Origin of the sequence: Micromonospora sp. MA102, assembly GCF_025460765.1 — a bacterium.
Classification (GTDB): Bacteria; Actinomycetota; Actinomycetes; order Mycobacteriales; family Micromonosporaceae; genus Micromonospora; species Micromonospora halotolerans.
Map to the genome: position 1 here is coordinate 25,382 of NZ_JAMWEG010000020.1, position 23,975 is coordinate 49,356.

Annotated in this window: 17 protein-coding genes; 10 read left to right on the plus strand and 7 right to left on the minus strand. The window is 74.4% G+C overall.

Annotated elements, in window-relative coordinates:
* Positions 1-27: 27 nt before the first annotated feature.
* From NFX44_RS28370 to NFX44_RS28400, 7 genes are all read left to right on the plus strand, one after another.
* Positions 28-1,074 (plus strand): trans-acting enoyl reductase family protein, encoded by a 1,047-nt coding sequence (locus NFX44_RS28370; protein WP_262286663.1) that lies wholly within the window; start codon positions 28-30, stop codon positions 1,072-1,074.
* Positions 1,075-1,166: 92 nt separating this feature from the next.
* Positions 1,167-1,619, plus strand: a complete 453-nt coding sequence (locus tag NFX44_RS28375; RefSeq protein ID WP_262286664.1) for a Fur family transcriptional regulator — start codon at positions 1,167-1,169, stop codon at positions 1,617-1,619.
* Complete coding sequence (katG, locus tag NFX44_RS28380; RefSeq protein WP_262286665.1) at positions 1,619-3,898, plus strand: catalase/peroxidase HPI; 2,280 nt, start codon at positions 1,619-1,621, stop codon at positions 3,896-3,898. The genes NFX44_RS28375 and katG overlap by 1 nt, the downstream gene beginning before the upstream one ends.
* A gap of 220 nt (positions 3,899-4,118) precedes the next feature.
* Positions 4,119-4,571: an iron chaperone gene (locus NFX44_RS28385; protein WP_262286666.1), complete on the plus strand. Its 453-nt coding sequence runs from the start codon at positions 4,119-4,121 to the stop codon at positions 4,569-4,571.
* Between the two features lie 120 nt (positions 4,572-4,691).
* A complete protein-coding gene (locus NFX44_RS28390; RefSeq protein WP_262286667.1) occupies positions 4,692-7,511 on the plus strand; it encodes a BTAD domain-containing putative transcriptional regulator in 2,820 nt (939 codons plus the stop codon).
* 114 nt (positions 7,512-7,625) lie between these two features.
* The gene (locus NFX44_RS28395) at positions 7,626-8,150 is read left to right on the plus strand and encodes a sigma-70 family RNA polymerase sigma factor (protein ID WP_262286668.1); all 525 of its coding nucleotides are present in this window, start codon (positions 7,626-7,628) and stop codon (positions 8,148-8,150) included.
* 88 nt (positions 8,151-8,238) lie between these two features.
* A complete protein-coding gene (locus tag NFX44_RS28400; protein WP_262286669.1) occupies positions 8,239-10,173 on the plus strand; it encodes a BTAD domain-containing putative transcriptional regulator in 1,935 nt (644 codons plus the stop codon).
* Positions 10,174-10,215: 42 nt separating this feature from the next.
* On the opposite strand, the gene NFX44_RS28405 is transcribed toward NFX44_RS28400, so the two are convergent.
* From NFX44_RS28405 to NFX44_RS28425, 5 genes are all read right to left on the minus strand, one after another.
* Entirely contained in the window at positions 10,216-13,554 is a 3,339-nt protein-coding gene (locus NFX44_RS28405) for a S8 family serine peptidase (protein ID WP_262286670.1), read from the minus strand.
* Between the two features lie 234 nt (positions 13,555-13,788).
* Positions 13,789-14,973: an ABC transporter permease gene (locus NFX44_RS28410; protein WP_262286671.1), complete on the minus strand. Its 1,185-nt coding sequence runs from the start codon at positions 14,971-14,973 to the stop codon at positions 13,789-13,791.
* Positions 14,970-15,656 (minus strand): ABC transporter ATP-binding protein, encoded by a 687-nt coding sequence (locus NFX44_RS28415; RefSeq protein WP_262286672.1) that lies wholly within the window; start codon positions 15,654-15,656, stop codon positions 14,970-14,972. The genes NFX44_RS28410 and NFX44_RS28415 overlap by 4 nt, the downstream gene beginning before the upstream one ends.
* The gene (locus NFX44_RS28420; protein ID WP_262286673.1) at positions 15,653-16,753 is read right to left on the minus strand and encodes a peptidoglycan-binding protein; all 1,101 of its coding nucleotides are present in this window, start codon (positions 16,751-16,753) and stop codon (positions 15,653-15,655) included. Before NFX44_RS28420 ends, NFX44_RS28415 begins: the two co-directional genes overlap by 4 nt.
* A complete protein-coding gene (locus tag NFX44_RS28425; protein WP_262286674.1) occupies positions 16,750-17,343 on the minus strand; it encodes a hypothetical protein in 594 nt (197 codons plus the stop codon). The genes NFX44_RS28420 and NFX44_RS28425 overlap by 4 nt, the downstream gene beginning before the upstream one ends.
* 128 nt (positions 17,344-17,471) lie before the next feature.
* On the opposite strand from NFX44_RS28425, the gene NFX44_RS28430 reads away from it, so the two are divergent.
* From NFX44_RS28430 to NFX44_RS28440, 3 genes are all read left to right on the plus strand, one after another.
* Positions 17,472-18,827, plus strand: coding sequence for a sensor histidine kinase (locus tag NFX44_RS28430; protein ID WP_262286675.1), 1,356 nt, complete (start codon positions 17,472-17,474; stop codon positions 18,825-18,827).
* Positions 18,824-19,489 carry a response regulator transcription factor gene (locus NFX44_RS28435; RefSeq protein ID WP_262286676.1) on the plus strand — a complete coding sequence of 222 codons (666 nt, stop codon included), beginning with the start codon at positions 18,824-18,826 and terminating at the stop codon, positions 19,487-19,489. The genes NFX44_RS28430 and NFX44_RS28435 overlap by 4 nt, the downstream gene beginning before the upstream one ends.
* 155 nt (positions 19,490-19,644) lie before the next feature.
* Positions 19,645-20,739: a nucleotide disphospho-sugar-binding domain-containing protein gene (locus NFX44_RS28440; RefSeq protein WP_262286677.1), complete on the plus strand. Its 1,095-nt coding sequence runs from the start codon at positions 19,645-19,647 to the stop codon at positions 20,737-20,739.
* Positions 20,740-20,792: 53 nt separating this feature from the next.
* Here NFX44_RS28440 and NFX44_RS28445 read toward each other — a convergent pair whose 3' ends face one another.
* Entirely contained in the window at positions 20,793-23,183 is a 2,391-nt protein-coding gene (locus NFX44_RS28445) for an ABC transporter permease (RefSeq protein WP_262286678.1), read from the minus strand.
* A complete protein-coding gene (locus tag NFX44_RS28450; RefSeq protein WP_262286679.1) occupies positions 23,177-23,908 on the minus strand; it encodes an ABC transporter ATP-binding protein in 732 nt (243 codons plus the stop codon). The genes NFX44_RS28445 and NFX44_RS28450 overlap by 7 nt, the downstream gene beginning before the upstream one ends.
* Positions 23,909-23,975: the final 67 nt, after the last annotated feature.

The window sequence follows — 23,975 nt, forward strand, 5'->3', positions numbered from 1 at the left end:
CAGTCGATCTTCCGAGGGGGAATTCAGATGGGTTCGGATCAGACCGTGGCGGTGTTCGGCGCGTACGGGCACACCGGGCGGTTCGTGGTGGCGGAGTTGCGCGCCCGGGGGTTCGTCCCGCTCCTGCTCGGCCGCGACGCGGGCCGGCTCGGGGCGCTGGCGGCGTCGCATCCGGGGCTCGAACACCGGGTGGCGTCGGCCGACGATCCGGCCTCGCTCGACCGGGCGTTGCGGGGTGCGGCCGCGGTCGTCAACTGCGCCGGCCCGTTCGCCTCGACCGCCGCCCCGGTCATCGAGGCCGCCCTGCGCGCCGGGATCCCGTACGTGGACGTGGCGGCGGAGATCGAGGCCAACGTCGACACGTTCGCGCGGTTCACCGACCGCGCGCGGAGCGCCGGCGTCGCGGTGGTCCCGGCGATGGCCTTCTTCGGCGGCCTCGGCGATCTGCTGGTCACGGCGGCGATGGGCGACTGGACGGCGGCCGACGAGGCGCACGTCGCGTACGGGTTGAGCAGTTGGCACCCCACGGCGGGGACCCTCGCCTCGGGCACCGTCTCCCGCGAACGGCGGGACGGCCGGCGGGTCCGCTACACCGGCGGCCGGCTGGAGTACCACCACGACGAGGGGGACCTGCCGGTTCTGGACTGGACCTTCCCCGCTCCGCTGGGCACCCGCACCGTCCTCGGCGGGTTCACGATGGCCGACGTGGTCACCATCCCCAGCCACCTGTCGATCCCCGAGGTGCGCACGTACATGACCACCGACGCCGCCCGGGACCTGGCCGGCCCGGACACGCCCGCACCGGCCGCGGTCGACGAGCTGGGCCGGTCCGCGCAGACGTTCACGGTCGACGTGGTCGTGCGCTCCGGCGAGCGGCGGCGCGGCGTCGTCGCCAGCGGCCGGGACATCTACGCCGTCAGTGCGCCGCTGGCGGTCGAGGCGGTCCGCCGCATCCTCGCCGGTGCCACGAGGACGACCGGCGTGGCCTCGGCCGGCGAGATCTTCGACGCGCCCGACTTCCTCCGCGCGCTGTCCGCCCACCTTTCGGTCGCCTCGCGCCAGAACGGGCATTAGGCACCGTTCGACCCCGATGGCGGGTATCTTTTGGGCGGATCGGATCGCGGCAAAACTTGATTGATTCCAAAAGAGTGAGCTATGTTCGTCGCATGGCGCCCGACTTCGAGACCCAGCTCCGCGCGGTCTCGTTGCGGGTCACCCGGCCCCGGTTGGCGGTGCTCGCCGCACTGCGCGACCACCCGCACGTCGACACCGACACCGTGATCGCCCTGGTCCGGGCCGATCAACCCACGGTCTCCCACCAGACGGTGTACGACGTGCTGCGTGCCCTCACCGACGCCGGTCTGGTGCGGCGCATCCAGCCGGCGGGCGCCACGGCCCGGTACGAGTCGCGGGTGGGGGACAACCACCACCATGTCGTGTGCCGCTCCTGCGGGGCGATCGCCGACGTCGACTGCGCCGTGGGTGAGGCCCCGTGTCTCACCGCCTCCGACGACCAGGGGTTCCTGGTCGACGAGGCGGAGGTCGTCTACTGGGGCACCTGCCCCGACTGCGCGACCGAACGCACCTCCCAGCGATCCGCCAGTTCGGAAGGACATTGATGAGCGACACCCAGGACAACGCCCCCTCCAGCGCCCAGGGCGTGGACAAGAAGGCGGCGGCCGGCTGCCCGGTCGCGCACGACTCCGTGACCGCCCACGGCAGCGAGAGCGAGAACCCGGCGATCGACTCGCCGACCCCGAAGACCGGCGGTCGTCCGCGCACCAACCGTGACTGGTGGCCCAACCAGCTCGACCTGTCGGTGCTGCACGCGCACTCGCCCAAGGGCAACCCGCTGGGTGCGGACTTCAGCTACGCCAGGGAGTTCGCCAAGCTCGACGTCGAGGCCCTCAAGCAGGACATCGTCACCGCCCTCACCACCTCGCAGGACTGGTGGCCGGCCGACTTCGGGCACTACGGCGGCCTGATGATCCGGATGAGCTGGCACTCCGCCGGCACCTACCGGATCGAGGACGGCCGCGGCGGCGCCGGCGACGGCGGCCAGCGGTTCGCCCCGCTCAACAGCTGGCCGGACAACGCCAACCTGGACAAGGCCCGCCGCCTGCTCTGGCCGGTCAAGCAGAAGTACGGCCAGAAGATCTCGTGGGCCGACCTGCTCGTGCTCGCCGGCAACGTCGCCCTGGAGTCGATGGGCTTCAAGACCTTCGGCTTCGGCTTCGGCCGCGAGGACGTCTGGGAGCCCGAGGAGATCTTCTGGGGTCCGGAGGACACCTGGCTCGGTGACGAGCGCTACGCCTCCGAGAAGGAGATGGTGACCGGCGTCGGCGCGACCGAGATGGGCCTCATCTACGTCAACCCGGAGGGCCCCCGCGGCAACGCGGACCCGCTCGCGGCGGCGCACTTCATCCGCGAGACCTTCGCCCGGATGGCGATGAACGACGAGGAGACCGTCGCCCTCATCGCCGGTGGCCACACCTTCGGCAAGACCCACGGCGCCGCCGTCGCCGACAACCACGTCGGCCCCGAGCCCGAGGGCGCCCCGCTGGAGGCGCAGGGCCTGGGCTGGCTGAGCACCCACGGCACGGGCACGGGCCCGGACACCATCACCAGCGGTCTCGAGGTGACCTGGACCGACCGGCCGACCGAGTGGAGCAACCGCTTCTTCGAGATCCTCTTCGGCTTCGAGTGGGAGCTCACCACCAGCCCGGGCGGCGCCAAGCAGTGGGTCGCCAAGGACGCTCCCGAGATCATCCCGGACCCGTTCGACCCGTCGAAGAAGTACAAGCCGACGATGCTGACGACCGACCTGTCGCTGCGCGTCGACCCGGCGTACGAGAAGATCTCCCGCCGGTTCCTGGAGAACCCGGACGAGTTCGCGCTGGCGTTCGCCAAGGCCTGGTACAAGCTGCTGCACCGCGACATGGGTCCGATCGAGCGCTTCCTCGGGCCGTGGGTGGCGGAGCCCCAGCTGTGGCAGGACCCGGTGCCGGCCGTCGACCACGAGCTCGTGGACGACGCCGACGTCGCCGCGCTCAAGGCCAAGGTCCTGGAGTCCGGTCTCACGACCGCCCAGCTGATCTCCACCGCCTGGGCCTCCGCCGCGAGCTTCCGGTCCACCGACAAGCGCGGCGGCGCCAACGGCGCGCGGATCCGCCTCGAGCCGCAGCGCAGCTGGGAGGTCAACCAGCCCGAGCAGCTCGCGACGGTCCTGTCGACCCTGGAGGGCATCCAGCAGGAGTTCAACTCCGCCGGCGGCGCCAAGAAGATCTCGCTCGCGGACCTGATCGTGCTGGCCGGCTCGGCCGCGGTCGAGAAGGCGGCGCGCGACGCCGGCTTCGACGTGACCGTGCCGTTCCGCCCGGGCCGCACGGACGCCTCCCAGGAGCAGACCGACGTCGAGTCCTTCCGGGTCCTCGAGCCGCGCGCCGACGGGTTCCGCAACTACCTGCGTCCGGGTGAGAAGACCCAGCCGGAGGTGCTGCTCATCGACCGTGCCTACATGCTCAACCTGACCGCCCCGGAGATGACCGTCCTCGTCGGCGGCCTGCGCTCCCTCGGGGCGAACGTCGGCGGTGCGCGCCACGGCGTCCTCACCGACCGGCCCGGCGTGCTCACCAACGACTTCTTCGCCAACCTGCTCTCCCCGGGCACCCGGTGGAAGGCGTCGGAGTCCGAGGAGCACGTGTACGAGATCCGGGACCTGGCCACCGACCAGGTGAAGTGGACCGCCACCGCGGTCGACCTCATCTTCGGCTCCAACTCCCAGCTGCGGGCCCTCGCCGAGGTCTACGCCAGCGAGGACGCGCGCGAGAAGTTCGTGACGGACTTCGTGGCCGCCTGGACCAAGGTCATGGAACTGGACCGGTTCGACGCCCGCTGATCCGGCCTGCACCGCCGAGCCCCGGTCGATCCAGCAGGATCGACCGGGGCTCGGTCGTCGTCGGCGCCGGTCCGCCGGTTGCCGGCGGGTGCACCGACCCGGGTGTCCGTGGTGGTTTCCGTGGTCAGCACGGAGGCGGCCCGTGCCCGGGCCGGGAGAGGCTGTGACCACAGCGATCGGGCCGGGAGGACACGCCCGGTTCACGAGCACAGGAGGAACCATGGCCAGCACCAGGACCAGCGGGTACGAGGGATTCACGGCCGAGGAGCGGGCCGCCATGAAGGAGCACGCCCAGGAGCTCAGGACCGCGGCGCGCCGGGGCTCGCGCGCGGACAAGGAGGCCGAGGCGGAGCGGAGCGTGCTCGCGAAGATCGCCGAGATGCCGGACTCGGACCGGGTCATGGCCGAGCGGGTCCACGCCGTCGTCACGGCCGCCGCGCCGGTCCTCGCGCCGAAGCTCTGGTACGGGATGCCCGCCTACGCGCGGGACGGCAAGGTGGTGTGCTTCTTCCAGAGCGCGCAGAAGTTCACGGCGCGCTACGCGACGCTCGGCTTCAGCGACCAGGCGGAGCTGGACGAGGGCACGATGTGGGCCAACGCCTTCGCCCTGACCGAGGTGACGCCCGAGGTGGAGGCGCGCATCGCCGCGCTCGTGAAGCGCGCGGTGAGTTGAGCTGCGCGGCTGGCCGCCGGCCCGGGCCGGCGGCTCTCGCCGTCCTCGCGTACCTGAACCGGCCGTAGCTTGCCCGATCGCAAGCTCCGGCCGGCGGGTCGGCCGGTTACCGTGGCCGCTGTGCGAGCGGAGGCGGGCGACACGGTCGGTTTCTCGGTGCTCGGCTCGATCCGGGTCGTCCGCGCCGGCGCCGAGCTGCGTCTGGGCGCCCGCCAGCAGCGCCTGGTGCTCGCGTTGCTGCTGGTCCGGGGCGGGCTGCCGGTCACCCTGGCCGAGCTGGTCGACCTGCTGTGGGACGAGGAGGCCCCGGCCAGCGCCGCGAACGTGGTGCACCGGCACGTCGGGATGCTCCGGCGGCTGTTCGAGCCCGACCTGCCCACCCGGGCGGCGGGCCGGCACATCCACCGGGAGCTGTCGGGCTACCGGCTGCACGCCGACGAGGAGTCCCTCGACCTGCTGAGGTTCCGGTCGCTGAACCGGCGGGCGGCCCGCAGCCTGCAGGACGGCGATCCGGAGTCGGCGCTGCGGCATTCCCTCGACGGGCTGCGGCTGTGGCGCGGCCGGTGCGCCGCCGGTCTGGAACCTGCCTCCCGCCTGCACCCCGCGTTCCTCGCCGTGGAGGCCGAACGCGCCGAAGCCGTGCGCGCGGCCGCCGACGCCGCCGAGCGCTGCGGCCGGCTGAGCACGGTGCTGGCGCCGCTGCGGCAGGCCGCCGAGCAGCACCCGTTCGACGAGTCGCTGCAGAGCCGGCTGCTGCTGGCGCTCGCCGCCGACGGCCGGCAGGCGGAGGCCGTCGAGGTGTACCGGGCGGTGCGCCACCGGCTCGCCGAGGACCTGGGCGTGGACCCCGGCGAGGAGCTGCGGGAGGCGTACGACCGGGTGCTGCACCAGCGCACCCGGCCGGCCCGTACCGGCTCGCCGGCGCCGCTCCCACGGCCCGCGCAGCTGCCACCGGACCTGCCGTTCTTCAGCGGCCGGGACGACCTCATCGCGGAGGCCCGCGCGGCGGTCGCGCGCCCGGGCGGGCCGGCGGTGCTCGCCATCGACGGCATGCCCGGGGTCGGCAAGACCGCCCTCGCCGTCCACCTCGCCCACGGGTTCGCCGCCGGCTACCCGGACGGGCAGCTGTACGTCGACCTGCGCGGATACGACGGGCACGAGCCGGCGATGAGCCCGGCCGAGGCGCTGCGCGGCTTCCTCGGCTCGCTCGGGGTGCCCCAGGACGGCATTCCCGCCGAGCTGCACGCACAGGCCGGCCTGTACCGCAGCAGCCTCGCCGGCCGGCGGCTGCTCATCCTGCTCGACAACTGCCGCGACGCCGAGCAGATCCGGCACCTGCTCCCCGGCACCCCCGGCTGCCTGGTGATCGTCACCAGCCGCAGCCGGCTCAGCGGCCTGCTGACCGCGGCGGGCGCCCACCCGTTGCCGGTCGGCCTGCCGAGCGTCGAGGAGGCCCGCGCGGCGCTGTCGCGGCCGCTGGGCGCGGCCCGCGTCGCGGCGGATCCGGCCGCGATCGACGCCATCATCGCCAGCTGCGGGCGGCTGCCGCTCGCGCTGGCCGTGGTGGCCGCCCGGGCGGCGGGCCTGCCGGGGACGCCGCCGGCGCAGATCGCCGCGGAGCTGGCCCGGGCGCCCGGGAGTCTGGACGGCTTCGACGGCGACGACCCGCAGACCGGGCTGCGTGCCGTCTTCTCCTGGTCCTACCGGGCGCTGTCCGCGCCGGCCGCCCGGCTCTTCCGGCTGTTGCCGATCCATCCCGGCCCGGACGTCTCGATCGCCGGCGCGGCGGGACTGGCCGGCGTCCCCCTGCGGAGCGCGCGGGCACTGCTCGGCGAGCTGAGCCGCGCGCACCTGGTCACCGAGGACCTGCCGGGCCGCTACCGCACCCACGACCTGCTGCTCGCCTACGCCACCGAGCTGGGCGAGGAGAACGACGGCCCGGCCGAGCGCGCCGCCGCGGAGCTGCGCTGCCTGCGGTTCTACCGGGCCACCGGCTATCAGGCGCACCGGTGGCTGTTGGCCTCCGAGTACCAACCGCTGATCGAGCCGGGGCCGGGCGAGACCCCGCTGCGCTTCGACGGGCACGGCGACGCCATGCGCTGGTTCACCGCCGAGCGGCAGGTCCTCATCGCGCTGGTCGGCCGGGCCGCCCGGCAGGGCCGGCACGCCGAGGCCTGGCAGCTCGCCCTGGGGATGCAGCACTTCTTCGAACGCAGCGGCCGGTGGGCCGACTGGACGACGACCGGCGAGGTGGCCCTCGCGGCGGCCCGGGCGGGCGGCGACCTGGTCGGGCAGGCCCGGATGCACCGCAGCCTGGCCGGGGCGGCCTACTTCCGGCACGAGCACGAGACCGCGCTCGGGCATCTCGACCGGGCGGTCGAGCTGCTCGCCCGGCTCGGCCTGTACGGGGAGATGACCCGGGCCGGGTTCAACCGGGCGATGATCCTGAGCGCGCAGGGGCGCCACGAGGAGGTCCTCCGGGCGCTCTCCGCGGCGCTGGGGCCGTGGGTGGCCGGCGACGACAAGCTGCTGGCGGACGTCCTGGTCATCATGGGCGCGAGCCACGCCGAACTGGGCCGGGCGGACGAGGCCGTGCGCTGCGCCGAGCGGGCGATGGCGCTGTCGCGCGGCGCGCGGTACCGGTTGGGCGTCGCCGAGGCGTGGGAGGTGCTCGGCCGGGGGCATTCCGCCCGCGGGGAGCTCGACCGTGCGGTCGACTGCTGGCGCGAGGCCGCCGTCGCCTACCAGGAGGCCTCGGCGCCGGCCCCGGCCGCGGAGGTGCTCGCGCTGCTCGGTGACGCCCTCGCCGCCGCCGGCGACCGGGACGCCGCGGTACGGGCGTGGCGGGAGGCGCTGGCCCTGATCCCGCACGCGCACACGCACACGCCGACCGGCCGGCGACTGGCCGGCCTGCTCGCGGCGGTCACGTCCGGTCCGTGACCGGTCGCGCTCGGCGACGGCACTCGATTCGCACTCGCGCGTCAGTCCATTCGCATCCCCCGTCCCTAGGCTCCTGCCTCATTCACCGTTGCTGCTGGGGAGGGGGGAGCGACCGTGCTGTGGGCGTCCGACGGATCACCGGCCGGCCGGGCCGAGCGCATGACCGCGCTGCACGCGGACCACGCCCGTGCCGTGCTGGGTCTCCTGCTCCTGCTGACCCGCGAGCAGCGGCAGACCGCCGAGGACCTGCTCCAGGAGACGATGCTGCGGGCCTGGCGACACCTCGACTCGGTGCCGGCCGAGCCCGAGGCCGCCCGCCGGTGGCTCCTCACCGTCGCCCGGCGGCTCGTCATCGACGGGGTCCGGCGCCGGCAGGGCCGTCCCGCCGAGGTCCATCTCGTCGACATGACCTGGATTCCGGCCCGTGACGACACGACCGGCACCGCGCTGGCGTCGTACGCCGTCCGGCGCGCGCTGCGCCGGCTGAGCCCGGCGCAGCGCAGCCTGCTCTCCGAGGTGTTCCTGGTCGGGCGGTCGACGGAGGAGGTCGCGGGCCGGCTGGGGGTGCCGATCGGCACGGTGAAGTCCCGGACCCACCACGCCCTGCGCGCCCTGCGCACCGGGCTCCAGGCGGCCTGAGCAGGGAACACCCCCGCCGCCGGTCCCGCGGCGGCCCCTGCCATGCTGTGGCGGTCGTGGCAAGCAGCTCTGTACGGATCGCGTCCGGATGACCACCCCGCTCTCCTTCGCCGTTCTCGGCCCGGTGCGGGGCTGGCGCGGCCGGTCCGAACTCGACCTGGGCACCCGGCAGCAGCGGCTGATCCTGGCGCTCCTGCTCGTCCGGGCGGGCGGCGCGGTCAGCGTCGCCGAGCTCGTCGACCTGCTGTGGGAATCCGACCCGCCGCCCAGCGCGGTCAACGTGGTGCACCGGCACGTCGGGGCGCTCCGGCGGCGCTTCGAGCCGGGCCTGCCGACGCGGGCGGCGGGCTCGGTGCTGATCCGCGACGGCGCCGGGTACCGGCTGCTGATCGAGGAGGATTCGCTCGACCTGCTGCGCTTCCGGCGCCTGGTCGACCGGGCCGGTGGCAGCTCCGGCGCAGCGGGCGTCGAGCTCTACCGGGAGGCACTGGCGCTGTGGCGCGACCGGTGCGCCGCGAACCTGCGGGCCGGCGGCCGTACCCAGCCGGAGTTCGTCGCCGTCGACGGCGAGTGGTTCGCGGCCGTCCGGGCGGCGACCGACGCCGCGCTGCGGGCCGGCCGCGTCCCCGCGGTGCTGCCCGCGATCCGGCTGGCCGCCGACCGGGAGCCGCTGGACGAGGGACTCCAGGCGCGGCTGCTGCTCGCGCTCGCCGCGGACGGCCGGCGCGCCGAGGCCCTCGCGGCGTACGCCGACATCGAGCACCGGCTCGCCGACGAGCTCGGCATCCGGCCGGGCGCCGACCTGCGAGCGGCCCGCGACAGCCTGCTCGACCCCGATGCTGCGGCCGGCGGCTCCCGGCCGTGGCCCGGCGCCGGACCGGCCTTCATCCGGTCCGGAGCGCCACCCGGCGTGACGGCGGCCGGATCTCGGCCGGAGGTGTCGCCGTCGACCGGTGCCGGGCGGCCGGCGCAGTTGCCGGCCGACCATCCGTACTTCAGCGGCCGCCGCGACCTGCTGGCCGCCGCGGAGGAGCTGCTGGCCGGCGATCGGCCGCCCGCCGCGCTGGTCATCGACGGCATGCCCGGGGTGGGGAAGACCGCCCTGGCGGTGCACCTGGCCCACCGGCTCGCCGCCCGCTACCCCGACGGGCAGTTGTACGCCGACCTGCGCGGCTTCGACTCCGGCGACGCGGTGCTGACACCGGCCGAGGCGCTGCGGGGCTTCCTGTGGTCGCTGGGGGTCGCGCCGGCCGCCATCCCGGCCGAGCTGCACGCGCAGGCCGGCCTGTACCGCAGCATGCTGGCCGAGCGCGGGATGCTGATCCTGCTCGACAACTGCCGCGACTGGGACCAGGTCCGGCACCTGCTGCCCGGCACCGGCGGCAGTCTGGTCATCGCCACCGGCCGCCGCCGGATCACCGGCGGGGCCGGCCCGGCGGGCGCCCACCCGCTGCACCTCGACCTGCTGACCGACGCCGAGGCCCGTGAACTGCTCACCCGCTGGCTCGGCGACGCGACGGCCGCCGACCCGGCCGCCGTCGACGAGATCGTCGCCCGGTGCGGCGGATTGCCGCTGGCCCTGGCGCTGGTCGCCACCCGCGCCGTCGGCCGGCCCGCGCTCAGCCTGCCCGCGGTCGCCGGTGAGCTGGCCGGGGCCGACGGCCGGCTGGCCGGTTTCGGGGACGCACACGCCGATCTGGAGGCGGCCTTCTCCTGGTCCTACCGGGCCCTGACCCCCGGGGCGGCCCGGCTCTTCCGGCTGCTGCCTCTGCACCCGGCCGGGGAGGTGAGCACGGAGGCGGCGGCTGTCCTGGCCGGCCTGTCCCCGCGCACCGCCCGTGGCCTGCTCGCCGAGCTGGCGGCGAATCTGCTGGTGCGGTCCGGCGACGGCCGGTGGCGGATGCACGACCTGCTGCGGGCCTATGCCGCGGAGCTGGGGGAGGAACAGGACGACGCCGCGGAGCGGGACGCCGCCGTCGAGCGGATGCACGACCACCACCGCGGCGCGGCCGCCCGCCGGTGACCCCGGACGCGGCGCCGGTGGGCGCCGCGTCCGGGACCGTTGTCAGTACCGGTAGGCGCGGATGATGGTCTGCTTGACCGTGTTGCCGCTGGTGTCCGTCGCGGCCGCCCGCAGCGAGACGAAGCCGGTGCCGGCCGGGTTTCGCACCCAGGCGACCCCCTTCTCGCCGGACCGCTGGACGGTCAGCTGCCCCCAGGTCCTGCCGTCGTCGAAGGATGCTTCGACGGTCAGGGTCCGGGTCCGGCCCGGCGCCGCCCCGACCTGACGGTCGAGCGAGAACGGGATCGCGAACAGGCGGCCGGCCGGCGCCCGGTTGTCGATGTCGAGCGCCGGGCTGTACCGGACCGCCGTCATCGGCAGCTTCACGAGGTCGCCGTCGGGCACGTGCGCGGACTTGAAGGTCCACTCCGCGTCGACCACCGTGGACAGGGTGAAGGCCGGGTCGCTGCGGAAGGTCGCGGCCAGCCGGTAGTCACCCGCCTCCGCCGGCACGTCCCAGGTCCAGGGCGTCTGGTTCGCGTCGCCGATCTTCACGCCGTTGCGGTAGAGGTTCACCTCCACGCTGCCACCGACGACGTGCCGGAAGCCCATGTGCCCCGAGCCGTCGCCGTGCAGCGGCCCCGGCCCGCCGATCGTGTCGCCCCAGTAGCGGGTCGCGTACTGCTGGCCGAAGTTCGGCGCCGGGAAGACCGGCCCGGCCACCCCGTTGGCCCACGCCACCGTGTAGGTGCGCCCCGGCTTGAAGCTGGTCCAGGGCGACTCGTAGTACGTGTACCGCGGCTGGGCCGAGGTCGACTGCCACACCGCCCGCTTGTCCTGGTTGTAGTACTCCGTGATGGTGCCCGGCGCGTCGTAGGTGAAGCTCGGCGGGATGGTGCGCTCGTCCCGGTAGACCGGCGAGTTGCCGGGGGCGTGCGCCACCGCGGTCCGCGCCACCGGCACGCCGGCCACGTCCGCGCTGATCCGGGAGCGGACCGTGGCGAAGTCGTCCGCCCGCAGCCGGTGGGTCAGGCCGGTCATCATCCGCTGCGGCTCGTAGAGGTAGACCCGGTAGACGTACGGGCTGTTGTGCAGGCTGCCGTCCTCGGCCACCCGACCCCACATCCCGTTGACGTAGGAGACGAAGCCGGGCGTCGTGCCGGCCCCGATCTGCGCGGTCCGCACGAGGTCGAGGGGGACGCCCATGACGACGCCGAACGGGTCGTTGCTGCCCCAGATCTGTGGCTGCTCGGTCCGGATCGTCCAGCCGAACTCCTGGTGGACCGGGGTGGCCTTCGGGTTCGGCACGGACACCGCGATCGGCTTCGCCCGGCGGGCGTCCACGGTGAGCGCCTGGTCGGTGGTGAGGTCGAGGCTCGGGCGCACCAGCGACGTGACGTTCGGGACGTACGGGTCGCCGGTCAGCAGGTAGGTCTGGACCAGGTAGCGGCCCGCGCGGACCCGGTAGGTGGTGACCGCGGGGTTGTCGAGCACCAGGACGGTCTGCCGCTCCAGGTCGGTCAGGAGGGTCACCCAGCCCTGCTCGGGGGTGGGGGCCCCGCCGTCCGGCCCGACGAGCTTGAGGCTGAGCTGGTGGCGGGCGATGTCGAGGGCGACCGGGGTCTGCACCTGCACGCCGCCGCCGGTGGCGGTCACCTCACCGCCGAAGTAGTGGTCCGACAGGTCGGTGCCGGCCTGCACGTCGACGGTCACGGTGGCCGTGCCGCCGGCCGGGACCGTCACGGAGGAGGCGCCGAGGTGGAACAGGCCGGCCGGCGCGGGTGCGCCGTCGGCGTCCTTCGCGTCGAGGGAGACGGCTAGGGTCAGCGGGGCGGAGCCGCTGTTCGCGTACGTGATCGTGCGCTGCTGCGTGGCGCCGGTGCGCTCGAAGGCGACGCTGACCGGGCTCGCCGTGACGTCCTGCCGGATCGCCCGGGCGACGTCGAGGAAGCCCGCGCCCTGCTCGTAGACGCCGATGGCGGCGTTCGGCTTCGCGGCCGCCATGAGCGTGGACTTGATCCGCTCGGGCGACCAGTCCGGGTGCTGCTGGGTCAGGATCGCCGCCGCGCCGGCGACGTGCGGGGTCGCCATCGAGGTGCCGTTGAGGCTTGTGTACTGCGGGTTTCCGTCGTCCGGCGGCAGGTCGGAGGTCGAGCTGCGGGCGGCGAGGATGCCGACGCCGGGCGCGGTGACGTCCGGCTTGATGCCGGCGTCACCCGCACGCGGACCCCGGCTGGAGAAGCTGGCCAGCTCGCCGGTCTTGCTCACGGCGCCCACGGTCAGCGCCTCGGTGACGCTGCCGGGCGAGTTCACCGTGGCCTCGCCGGCCTCGCCGCTGTTGCCCGCGGCCACGACGAACAGCACGCCGTAGCGGTGGGTGAGGTCGGCCACGGCCGCCTCGATCGGGTCGGTCTCCGGGCTGTCCGGGCCGCCGAGGCTCATGTTGGCGACCTTGACGCCCTGCTGCGCCGCCCAGGTCATGCCGGCCAGGATCGCCGACTCCGGGCAGCCCTCCTCGACGCAGACCTTGGCACTGTAGAGGGTCGCGCCGGGCGCCATGCCCTGGTAGCGGCCCTGCGACGCGGCCGCCGTGCCGGCGATGGTGGAGGCGACGTGGGTACCGTGGCCCACCCGGTCGAGGGTGTCCGGGTCGGAGGTGAAGTTCGCCGCGGCGGCGACGCGGCCGGCCAGGTCGGGGTGGGTCTGGTCGACGCCGGTGTCGATCACGCCGACCTTCACCCCCGTTCCCGTCCAGCCGGCCTGCCAGGCCTCCGGCGCGCCGGTGAGCGGGACGCTGACGTCGAGGGTGGGGTGGCGCAGCCCGTCGAGCCAGACCTTGTCGAACCCGGCCCGCAGCAGCCGCTCGGTGCCGCCGGAGGCGGACGTGAGGGTGTTCCAGAAGGCCACCGCGTCCGCCCGGTTCTCCGCGACGGCGCTCGCCCCGGAGAGCTCACGGGTGGTCCGGGCGCCGGTCAGGCCGGCGGGGGCGGCGCCGGTGTGCTGGACGATCAGCGGCAGGGTGGCCCGGGTGTCGTCGTAGCCGAAGCCGACCAGCGTCGTGATGTCGAAGAGCCGCTGGTCGAGCTTGCCCCGGTTGAGCAGGCCGACGGCGTCGGCGGGGATGACCCGCACGTCCTTGCCGGCGCTCTGGGTGAGGAACGGGATCCGCTCCCGTCCCTTGCCCGGCACGACGCTCACGGCGGTCTGGCCGTTCACGGTGCTGACGTGGACGGTGTCGCCGGTGAGCAGCGTGACCGCCCGGGGCTGGGACGCGACCGGGGGTGTGGTCGCCGGCGTGGCGGCCCGGGGCTGCGCCGACACCGGCGTACCGCCCGGAGCCACCACCGAGACGCCCAGCGCGAGCAGCGCCAGCGCCGATAACTTGCGAGTTGAACGCATCATGCTCCCTGGATGAACGCGAGAGGTATCCAGGTGCTCCGGACGTGTCCGGCGGGCGACGGTTCAATCAATGTGACCTGGCTCACAATGGGTGGCGGCCTCTTCGGGTCTCATCGTCGGTTCCAACTCCCAGCTGCGGGCCCTCGCCGAGGTGATCCGATCGCAACCGACGAGCCCCGGTCGACCGATCTGCGGTCGACCGGGGCTCGTCCCCCGTTCGGTGGTCTCGCGCTGCGCTCAAGCGGTGCGCAGTGCCGTCGCCGGGGAGAGCCGGGCGGCCCGCAGCGCCGGGTAGACACCGGCCAGCCCGCCGATGAGGACGGCAGCGCCCAGCCCGGCGCCGACCGCGGCGACCGGTACGAGCGTCTGCCAGCCGCGGGCGGTGGCCATCGCGTACGTGACCGTGGCGCCCAGCAGCACCCCCGCCGCGCCGCCGCCCGCGCCCAGCAGCAGCGACTCGACCAGGAACTGGGCCGCGACGTGCCGCCGGGTGGCGCCCAGCGCCCGGCGCAGCCCGATCTCGCCGCGCCGTTCCAGGACCGAGATCACCAGCACGTTGGCGATGCCGATGCCGCCGACCAGCAGGGCCACCGCGCCCAGGCCGAGCAGCAGGACAGTGGCGCCGCCGGTGACCGCGAGCCGGGCGGTGAGCGCTTCGGAGGGCCGGCTCACGGCGACCTCCTCGGGGTGGGCCGGGTTGGCCGCCCGCCCCAGCAGGCCGGCCACCTCGTCGGTGCGCTCGGTCTGGGCACGTACGAAGATCCGGGTCGGTTTGCCGTCGTACCCGAATTGCGCGGCCGCCACCGGCGCGCCGATCAGTGCCGACGCGTCCAGTTCGGGCGCCAGCTCGACCGGCGCCAGGATGCCCACCACGGTGTACCAGCGGTGGCCGAGGTAGACCTGTGGGTTCCCGGTGACATCGCGGATGCCCAGTGACGTGGCGGCGTAGTGGCCGAGCACCACGGCCGGATAGTGGGCCAGCGCCGCGTCGAGGAAGCGGCCGTCCACCACGGCGGCGTCCAGCGTGGCGAGCAACGCCGGGTCCGTGACCCGCACGGAGAGCCCGCCGGTCCGGCCGGAGGGAACCCGGTCGTTGCGGTAGATGCGCTCGTCGAGGGTCGCGGTGGCCGCCGAGCTGAGCACCCCATCGGTACGCGCCACGGCCGTGCCCGCGGTCACCGGCAACTCGGCCTCCTCCCCGCGAATGGTCTTGCCGTTGGCCACGGTGAGCAGGTTGGTGCCGACCCGGTCGATGCGGGCGAGCACGTCCGACTGGCTGGACCGGGTGACGCCGAGCACGGCCACCATGGCCGCGATCCCGATCGCCACCCCGAGGATGGACAGCGCCGCCCGCCCGGGCCGCGACCGCAGCCCCACCGTGCTCACCGGCAGCAGGTCGGCGACGCGCAGGCGGGACCTCACGACGCACCGCCGCTGTCTGCTACCACCAGGCCGTCGCGCAACTGGATGCGGCGCCCCATCGCCGCGGCGACCCGCTCGTCGTGGGTGATCACGACGATGGTGACGCCGTCGTCGTTGAGCTCGCGCAGCAGTTCGACGATCTCGGCGCCGGTGACGGAGTCCAGGTTGCCGGTCGGTTCGTCGGCGAGCACCACGGCAGGCCGGCCGACCAGCGCGCGGGCGATCGCCACTCGCTGCCGTTCGCCGCCGGACAGATGAGCGGCGGGGGAGTGGGCGCGGTGGGCCAGGCCGACCCGCTCGCACGCGGCGTGCGCGGCCCGGCGGCGTTCCGCGGCCGGCACCCCGCGGTAGAGCAGGCCGGTGGCCACGTTGTCGGCCGCGCTCAGCCGTTCCAGCAGGAAGAACTGCTGGAAGACGACCCCGAGCAGGTGCGCACGCACGCCGGAGAGCTGCCGGTCGCGCAGCTTCTCGACCGGGTGGCCGGCGATGCGTACCGAGCCACCGGACGGGCGGTCCAGGCCGGCGGCGAGGTTGAGCAACGTGGTCTTGCCCGACCCGGACGCGCCCGCCACGGCGACCAGCTCGCCGGTGTGCACGGCGAGGGTGACACCGCGCAGCGACTCGACCGGTGGCGTGCCCGGGTAGACCTTGCGCGCGTCGATCAGCTCCAGGACGGCGGTCATGTCGCCGGCACCTCCACGGTCTGGCCGGCGGTGAGGCCGCTGACGACCTCCACCTGGCCGGTGCTCTCGTCGTATCTGCCCGGTTCCACCTGGACCGCGCTCCCGCCGCTCAGGCGGACCTGGTAGCCGCCACCGGGCCGGGCGAGCAGTGCGGCGATCGGCATCAGCAGGACATTGGGGCGGGTGCCGGTGGTGATGTCGACGGTCACCGGCGCCTGGTCCAGTCCGGAGCCGCGGGGCAGGCGGACCGCGATGGTCAGCGGGACCGTCGCCATGTCCGGGTTCGCCGGCTGCTGCGGGCCGTCGCCCGCCTCGGCCGAGGGCGCCGTCGCGACCTCGCCGATGGCGGTGACCCGGCCGCGGATCGGTTCGGCGTCCGGCAGCGTGACCTCGACCTGGTCCCCGACGTGTACGGTGCTGCGCTGCCCGGTGTCCAGTTGCGCGATCACCGCCCGGCTCGTCGACGTTCCGGTGAGCACGGTCGTCCCGGGCCCGACCGTCCCGCCCACCCGGACCTGCATCTGGGTCACCCGCAGCGGGTTGGGCAGAAAGACGATCTCGCCCTGGCCGAGCCGGCCCGTGCGCTGGTACGCCGGCCGTCCCCAGGACGCTTCCCAGCGTCGGATCGCCGCCGCCGTGGCGGCGGAGAAGTGCCGGTCGACGGTGATCCGGTGGTGCGGGTCGAAGCCCATGGCGACCAGGTTGGCCTCGAGTTGGCGCACGTCGGGTCCGTTGCTCATCCCGGATCGGAAGTCGCGGTAGGCAGGAACGCTGCCCAGCAGGAGGCGGACCGGCGCGTCGGACACGCGGTAGAGGACGCCGCCGCGGCCGATCGTGTCGCCGGAGTGGGGGGCGTCGGTCAGCACCCCCGGCGCGCCCTGATGGTCGACGAGGTAGGCGCCGGCGTAGCCGAGCACGCCGCCGATCTGGACCCGCTCGGCGAGCGTGCCCTTGGTGACCCTGGCTGTTCCGACCGCCACCGAGGCGGTGGGTGTCGCCGGGGAGCTCGGCGAGTGGGCGGCGTAGGCCACGCCGGCGGCGAGCGGCGCGGCCACCGCGACCGCGAGCACCGTGCCGGCACCGCGCCGGCGGCTCACTTCTTCCCTCCGCCGCCGTGCACGGTACCGCCGTTGTCCGTGATGCGGACGTCCCCGGTCCAGATCTGCTGGCACGCCCGCGCCGCCGGGCTCATCTGCTGCTCCGGGATCCCGTTCGCCAGCGAGGTTCCGGTGAGGTCGAATTCGCCGGCGGCATTCGGATCCGGGAACTCGGGGATGCCGTGCTCGCGGATGCACTTGGCGTACTCGGCGAGCTTGGCCAGGTCCGCGGCCGAGAACTGTTCCTTGGGGCGGAACGCGTTCGGCGGATACCGATCCTCGATCGACTTGCACGCGTCGATGGTCGTCGGATGGTTCCGCAGGTCCGCCTTCCAGTCGTACCCGGCCTGAGGTGCGATCTGGAGGTAGCCGTCCTGGCTGAGCTCGGCGTCGGGCATCCGGGGCAGGCCGTGGGCGCGTATGCACTGGACCCACTCCTGGCCGAGGGCGAGGAGATGCTGCCGGCTCCCCGAGGCGGACGCCGACGGGCCCGACGATCCGGAGGCGGCACCGCCGGGATCGCATCCGGCGGTCCCGGCCCCGACCGCGAGCAGCGCGATGAGGAACACTGTGGACGTTGTTCTGGTCATGGCTTCACGGTGGCCGCGGGCGAGATGGAATTCGTCGGACCGGAGTCGGTCCTTCGGCGACCGCCGATACCGCGGACGTAGCACCTGGGTCGGACGCCGCCGGAGCCGACGCTCCCTACCATGGGAATGTGCCCCGGTTCGTGCCGCGCCACTTCCTGACCGACGCCGCCCTGTCGGTGGTGCTGATCGTGCTGACCGTGGGGCCCGGGCTGGTGATGAAGTTCCTGGCCCCGACGAACCCGGCCTCCGCCAAGGAGTATCTGAGCAAGACGGCTCCCCCCGGGGACCGCCTGTGGTGGATTTTCGCCGCACTGATCGTTGCCGGCCTCCTGATCAGGCAACACCATCCCCCGCTGGCCCTGGCCCTCACCGGGGCCGGGGCGGTCGGCCATGTCTTCAAGGACACCAAGTTCCAGGTGCTCGATCTGGCGCTTCCGCTGGTCCTGTACACCGTGGCGGCGATGGCCCGGAGCCGGCGGGTCTCGCTCGCCGTGCTCGCGCTCACCATGCTCCTGACCTACGCGACGATGCTGAGCGGCCAGATCTATGTCGAGCGGCAGGACTACGCGCGGTCCGGCAAGCAGGTTGTGCAAGGGCAGGTTGCGCGAGGGCAGGTCGAGGGTGCGTCGGTCCAGGAAAGGATCGGACCGGCACCGGAGCCGGTGGTCTCGGTCGACAGACTGGTCAGCGTCGGCCAGGCGATGATGGAGCTGTGGCTGCTGCTGGTCGCGGCGTACGCCGTCGGCGACGCGATGCGCAGCCGGCGCGCCCACCTGGCCGCGGTCGAGCAGCGGACCGCCGACCTGGCCCGGGAGGAGCGGCAACGGGCGGCGCTGGCGGTCGCGGCCGAGCGCGCCCGGATCACCCGGGAGCTGCACGACGTGGTGGCGCACGGGATCTCGGTGATGGTGGTGCAGGCGCAGGGCGCCTCGGCCGCGCTCGACCGGCATCCTGACCGGGCCGCCACCGCGCTGCAGCATGTGATCACCACCGGACGCGCCTCGCTGGCCGAGATGCGCCGGCTGCTCGCCGCCGGGCGCACCGAGCCGGCCGAGGACCCGCGCCTCAACCCACTGCCGGGCCTCGACGCGCTACCCGGGCTGATCGACCAGTTGCGGTCCACCGGCATGCGGATCGAGCTGCACGTCGACGGGGTGCCGGCAGCGGTGCCCGCGGCGGTCGATCTGTCCGCGTACCGGATCGTGCAGGAGGCCCTGACGAACACGCTGAAGCACGCGGGCCCGGGCGCCGCCGCGGTGCTGCGGCTCGCCTTTGCGCCCGGACGGCTCCGCGTGGAGGTGACCGACGACGGCACGGGTCCGGCGGACGGCGCGGACGGGCGCGGCAACGGGCTGCGTGGCATCGCCGAGCGCGTCGAGATGCTCGGCGGGGAACTGGAAACCGGCCGGTCCGACCGCGGCGGGTTCCGACTGTGCGCCACGCTGCCCCTGCAGGCGCGCGAGATCACCTCGGTACCGCGATGAGCGTACGGGTGGCGCTGGTCGACGATCAGACGCTGGTGCGCACCGGGTTCCGGTTGGTGCTGGAGGAGACCGGCGACATCGAGGTGGTCGGGGAGGCCGCCGACGGCGCACAGGCGCTGGACGTGGTGGCCCGCACCCGGCCCGACGTGGTCCTGATGGACGTGCGGATGCCGGGCCTGGACGGCATCGAGGCCACCCGGCGGATCCGCTTCGGCCCCCACCCGGCCCGGGTGATCATCCTGACCACCTTCGACCTGGACGAGTACGTGCTGGCCGGGCTGCGGGCCGGCGCGAGTGGCTTCCTGCTCAAGGACGCGCTCGCCGCCGACCTGATCTCCGCCGTGCGGGTGGTGGCCGCCGGCGAGGCGGTGGCCGCGCCCAGCGTCACCCGCCGCCTCTTCGCCCACTACCTCGGTAAGACCCCGACCCGCTCCGACCGCGACGCGCGGCTCGGGGCGCTGACGGAGCGCGAGCGCGAGGTGCTCACCCTGGTGGCGCGAGGGCTGTCGAACAGCGAGATCGCGGTGGCGCTCTTCGTCTCCGAGAGCACGGTCAAGACGCACCTCGGCCGGATCCTGGCGAAGCTGGACCTGCGGGACCGGGTGCAGGCGGTCATCCTCGGCTACGAGTGCGGCCTGGTCGACACCGGCACGGACCGGTAGCGATCAGAGCCAGGGTGGTGGGCCCTCGAAGGCGAGGGCGTGCACGTCGAACAGCACGGTCACGCCGTGGGTGGGGCGCTCGACGCCGGCGAAGCAGACGTAAAGTAGTGATGCAGGTCACATTAGGCGGCGCCGCCGTCGGGTTTCAATGGGGCATGCGCGTCCTGGTCGTCTCCGCGCCGCTGCAGGGGCATCTGCTGCCGCTGCTCCCGCTGGCCCGCGCCTGGCGGGACGCCGGCCACGACGTGCTGGTCGCGAGTGGCGGCGACGCGCTCGACGTCGACCTCGGCGGCCTGGCGGCGCACGACGTCGCGCCGGGGTTCGCCTTCGGCCGGATCGCCGGCCGGGTGCTGCTGCGTCATCCCCTGCTGGCCCGCCGGGAACTCACCGGGCGTGCCGGCACCGCGGTCGTCGGTGAGCTGTTCGGCGCCGCCAACGCCACGTTCGTGGACGCGGTGGCCGCGCTGGCCCGGCGCGAACGGCCCGACCTGGTCGTCTACGAGCCGCTGGGTGTGGCCGGCGGCATCGCCGCCGAGCGGGTCGGGGTTCCCGGCGTCCTGCAGGAGAACAACCTGTTCCCCGCCGCCGATCTCGTCGCGGCCGTGGCGGCGAGCGGGCCGATGAGGCGGTACCGGATCGGCACGCCGGCCGCCACGATCACCGTGTCACCGCCGAGCCTCACCGGACCGAGACCGGGGTTGCCCATGCGGGCGGTGCCGTGCTCGGGCGGCGGTACGGTGCCGGCCTGGCTTCTGAGCGCCGGGGAGCGGCCGCGGATCATCGTGAGCCGCAGCACCGTCGCGGGCCCGGGTGGCGGCGACCCGACGGCGGCGATCGTCGCGGCCGCGCCCACGGTGGACGCCGACATCGTGCTCGTCCGGCCGCCCGGCCGGCTGCCGCGGCTACCGGAGAACGTCCGGACCGTCGGCCGCGTGCCGCTGGACCGGGTGCTCCCGTACGCGACGGCGTGCGTGCACCACGGCGGGGCGGGCAGCGTGCTCGGCGCGCTGGCCGCGGGCGTGCCGCAGCTCGTCGTGCCCGGCCCCGGCGACCGGCGGCACAACGCCGAGGTGGTCACGCGGCGCGGCGCCGGTCTCGCGGTGGCCGCCCGGGCCATCACACCGGACGTCCTGACCCGGCTCATCACCGACGCGGAGCTCAGGAAGGCGGCGGGCGAGGTACGCGACGAGATGGCCGCGATGCCGGCGCCCTCCGACGTGGTGCCCGCGCTGACCGCGCTGTGCCGGTGACCCTGCCGAGGCCCGGGCCACGGTGCCGACCCCCGGCCGCGTCCGGCCTGGCGTCACGCTGGCGGCTCCGCCCTCGATGCGGTCGGTGAGTGGGCGGCTCGCTCGAGCAGGGCCGGCAGGACCGTGGCGATCAGGACGCAGCCCGCGACCACCGCGCCCAGCACCGTCCACGACACGTCGAGCGGAACGGGTCCGGCCACCCGGAGCAGCGCCACCCACAGTCCGCTCAGCCCCGCCGCGGCGACGGCTGCCGCGAGCACCACGCCGACGCCGACGGCCACCAGGGACTCCGCCAGCGCGTAACGGAGCACCTGGCCACGGTCGGCGCCGAGCAGGTGCAGCGTGCGCCGCTCGCCGGCGCGGTCCGGTGCACCCATGACCAGGGTGTTCACGAGCGCGATCGTGGTGTAGGTCAGCAGGATCCCGAGGACCATCAGCAGTCCGAGGCGGCTCGCGCTCGCCCGTCCGGCGGCGGTCGCGGCCGACCACTGCCGCTTGCTGACCACCAGGGCGCGGTGCCCCTCCACGGCTCGGCGCAGTGCCGCCGCCACGGCCGCCGGGTCGTCGCCGGGCCGCACGTCGACCAGGGCCGTCGACGGCAGCCCGGCACGGGCATTACGGGGACTCACGAGTGCGGCCGCGCCCGCCCCGGGGGACAGTAGCCGCACCACGCGCAACCGGGCCTCGGTGCCGTCGGCCAGCCACAGCCGGGCCGTGTCACCCACCCGGTATCCCCAGTCCGGCTCCGGGACGATCGCGTCGTCCGGGACGGACTCCACGCCCTGCGTCGGGCGCTGGATCAGCACCATGTCGCCCTCGAGCGTGTAGACGCTGCTCTCGGTCACTGTCGACACGTCGGCACCGGGAACGGCCCGCAGGCGGGCCGTCAGCTCGACGTCGAGCCCCGCGGTGCCGTCCGGCAGCACGAGGTAGTCGGCCCGCACCGACTGCGCGTCGGCCGCCGCTCTCGCGGTGTCGGTCATGGCGGAGGCGGTGAGCAGCGCCGCGGGCAGGACCACGGTCAGCAGTACGGGCGTCGCGAGCGCCGCCGTCCGCCGCGCCGAGCTCGTCGCGGCGGCCGCCACCAGCATTCCGACGGTGCCGCCCACCCGCTCGAACGGCCGCGTCAGCAGCCGGGCGGTGGGCCGGACCACAGCGGGGGCGAGCAGCGCGGCGGCCGCGATCAGCAGCATCAGCACGGGCATGTACGTCTTGCGGTTGGTCGCCGAGCCGGGATCCGCGACGGCGGTGATCGCCATGCAGACCAGCGCGGTGGCCAGCGTTCCGAGGCCCAGCACCCATCGGCTGAGCGGCATCGGCCGGGCCTGCGCCGGGGCGTCGCGCAGCGCCTCGACCGGCCGGACCCGGCTGGCCCGCCACGCGGCCGTGACCGCGGCGAGCAGAGCGACGAGTATGCCGGCGGCGAAGGAGAGGTAGGCCGGTACGGAGGAACCGCTGACCGAGTCGATCCAGTCCGGGGCCATGCGGCGCGCGACGAGCCAGTCGAGGACGGCGGGGGCGGCGTACGGGCCCGCGACCGCGCCGGTTGCGGCCGCGAAGAAGGAGATGGTCAGCGCCTCGAGGTAGACCATCCGGCGGATCTGGCCCGGTGTGGCCCCGGTCGCCCGCAACAGCGCCATCTCCCGGTGCCGCTGGCCGACCGCGAACGCGAAGGTCGCGGCCACCACGGCGATCGAGATGAAGATGGCGAACCCGAGGGCGATGCCGGCGATGGTGTTGGCGTTGTTGCGGGCATCGGCGTCACTCTCCCGGTTCGGGTCCAACCGGGCACGTTCCTCGCCGACCAGCACCCGGGCCCGCGTACCGACCGCCGCGCGGACGTCGGCCTCCGGCTGCCAGGTGAGGAGCGCGTCGACGCGCGGGGAGAGCTGCGCGGCGCGGACGTCGGTGAAGAAGAGGGAGACCTCGCGGGCGGTGCTGCTGACGCCGACGACGGTGTACGGGCGTACCCCCGCCGCCGTGACCACCTGCACCCGGTCGCCCGGTCGGGCGCCCTCGCTGACAACGATCTCGTCATCGGTCGTCGGCGCCCGGCCGGCGACCAGGTGCTGCGCCGCGGCGGGTAGGGCCGACCAGGGGCGCCCAACACTCCCGCCGGGCCCGGTGGCGAGCGTCGCCGGGAAGATCCGGTCGGCGACCGCGTGCGGCAACGTGGTCGCCAGTGCGGCGGGAACCCCCTGCGGCAGCGCCAGCGGCACCGTCTCCCCGCCGTGCCCGGTCGGCACGCTCAGCTCGTCGACACCCACCACGACGACCGGGACGTCCCGGTAGCGTTGCGGTCCACGGTCGGCCGCGCCGACCGTGGTGGCCAGGACCTGGCCGAGCGCGGCGACCAGCGCCGACCCGAGAGCCAGAGCCACGAACATGCCGACGAAGGACCGCCAACGGATCCGCAGCGTCGACAGCGCGAGCGTTGTCAGCATGCCGCCGCCCCCAGCCGCGCCATGTGCATCATGATGGCCTCCGCGGTCGGCGCGACGATCTCGCCGTCGATGCGGCCGTCCGCGAGGAAGAGAACCCGATCGGCGTACGCGGCGGCGTGCGCGTCGTGGGTGACCATCACGACGGTCTGGCGGCGCTGGTCGACCACCTCACGCAGCAACCGCAGCACCTGCTCACCGGAGCGCCGGTCCAGCGCGCCGGTCGGCTCGTCGGCGAAGAGCACCGCTGGCGCGGTCAGCAGCGCCCGGGCGATCGCGACGCGCTGCTGCTCCCCGCCGGAGAGCTCGCCCGGCCGGTGTCCGCCGCGCTCGGCGAGACCGACGGCGGCGAGGCTGGCGAGCACATCCGCGCGGCGGGGGCGGCGCCCCGCGAGCCGCAGTGGCAGGGCGACGTTCTGTTCGGCGGTGAGGGCCGGCATCAGATTGAAGGACTGGAACACGAAGCCGATGCGGTCGCGCCGCAGCAGGGTCAGCCGTCGCTCGCTGAGCACGGTCAGGTCCTGCCCGGCGAGGCTGACCCGGCCAGAGGTGGGCCGGTCCAGGCCGGCCGCGCACTGCAGGAGGGTCGACTTGCCGGAGCCGGAGGGCCCCATGACGGCGGTGAAGGATCCGGTGTCGAAGCTGACGGAGACACCGGCGAGGGCGGTGACCCCGTTGGCGTAGCGCCGGGTCACCTCGCTGACCTCGACGACGGGTACGGAAGGCATGCGCCGACGCTATGAAGATCCATTCCCGTGGGGTACCGGACAGGTGACTGGTGTAGTTTCCGATCCC

Coding starts and splice junctions, on each gene's coding strand:
- NFX44_RS28425 (WP_262286674.1), bottom strand. CDS start 17,343: ATGACCAGAACAACGTCCACAGTGTTCCTCATCGCGCTGCTCGCGGTC.
- NFX44_RS28415 (WP_262286672.1), bottom strand. CDS start 15,656: ATGACCGCCGTCCTGGAGCTGATCGACGCGCGCAAGGTCTACCCGGGC.
- NFX44_RS28400 (WP_262286669.1), top strand. CDS start 8,239: ATGACCACCCCGCTCTCCTTCGCCGTTCTCGGCCCGGTGCGGGGCTGG.
- NFX44_RS28375 (WP_262286664.1), top strand. CDS start 1,167: ATGGCGCCCGACTTCGAGACCCAGCTCCGCGCGGTCTCGTTGCGGGTC.
- NFX44_RS28435 (WP_262286676.1), top strand. CDS start 18,824: ATGAGCGTACGGGTGGCGCTGGTCGACGATCAGACGCTGGTGCGCACC.
- NFX44_RS28385 (WP_262286666.1), top strand. CDS start 4,119: ATGGCCAGCACCAGGACCAGCGGGTACGAGGGATTCACGGCCGAGGAG.
- NFX44_RS28405 (WP_262286670.1), bottom strand. CDS start 13,554: ATGATGCGTTCAACTCGCAAGTTATCGGCGCTGGCGCTGCTCGCGCTG.
- katG (WP_262286665.1), top strand. CDS start 1,619: ATGAGCGACACCCAGGACAACGCCCCCTCCAGCGCCCAGGGCGTGGAC.
- NFX44_RS28370 (WP_262286663.1), top strand. CDS start 28: ATGGGTTCGGATCAGACCGTGGCGGTGTTCGGCGCGTACGGGCACACC.
- NFX44_RS28445 (WP_262286678.1), bottom strand. CDS start 23,183: ATGCTGACAACGCTCGCGCTGTCGACGCTGCGGATCCGTTGGCGGTCC.
- NFX44_RS28440 (WP_262286677.1), top strand. CDS start 19,645: ATGCGCGTCCTGGTCGTCTCCGCGCCGCTGCAGGGGCATCTGCTGCCG.
- NFX44_RS28450 (WP_262286679.1), bottom strand. CDS start 23,908: ATGCCTTCCGTACCCGTCGTCGAGGTCAGCGAGGTGACCCGGCGCTAC.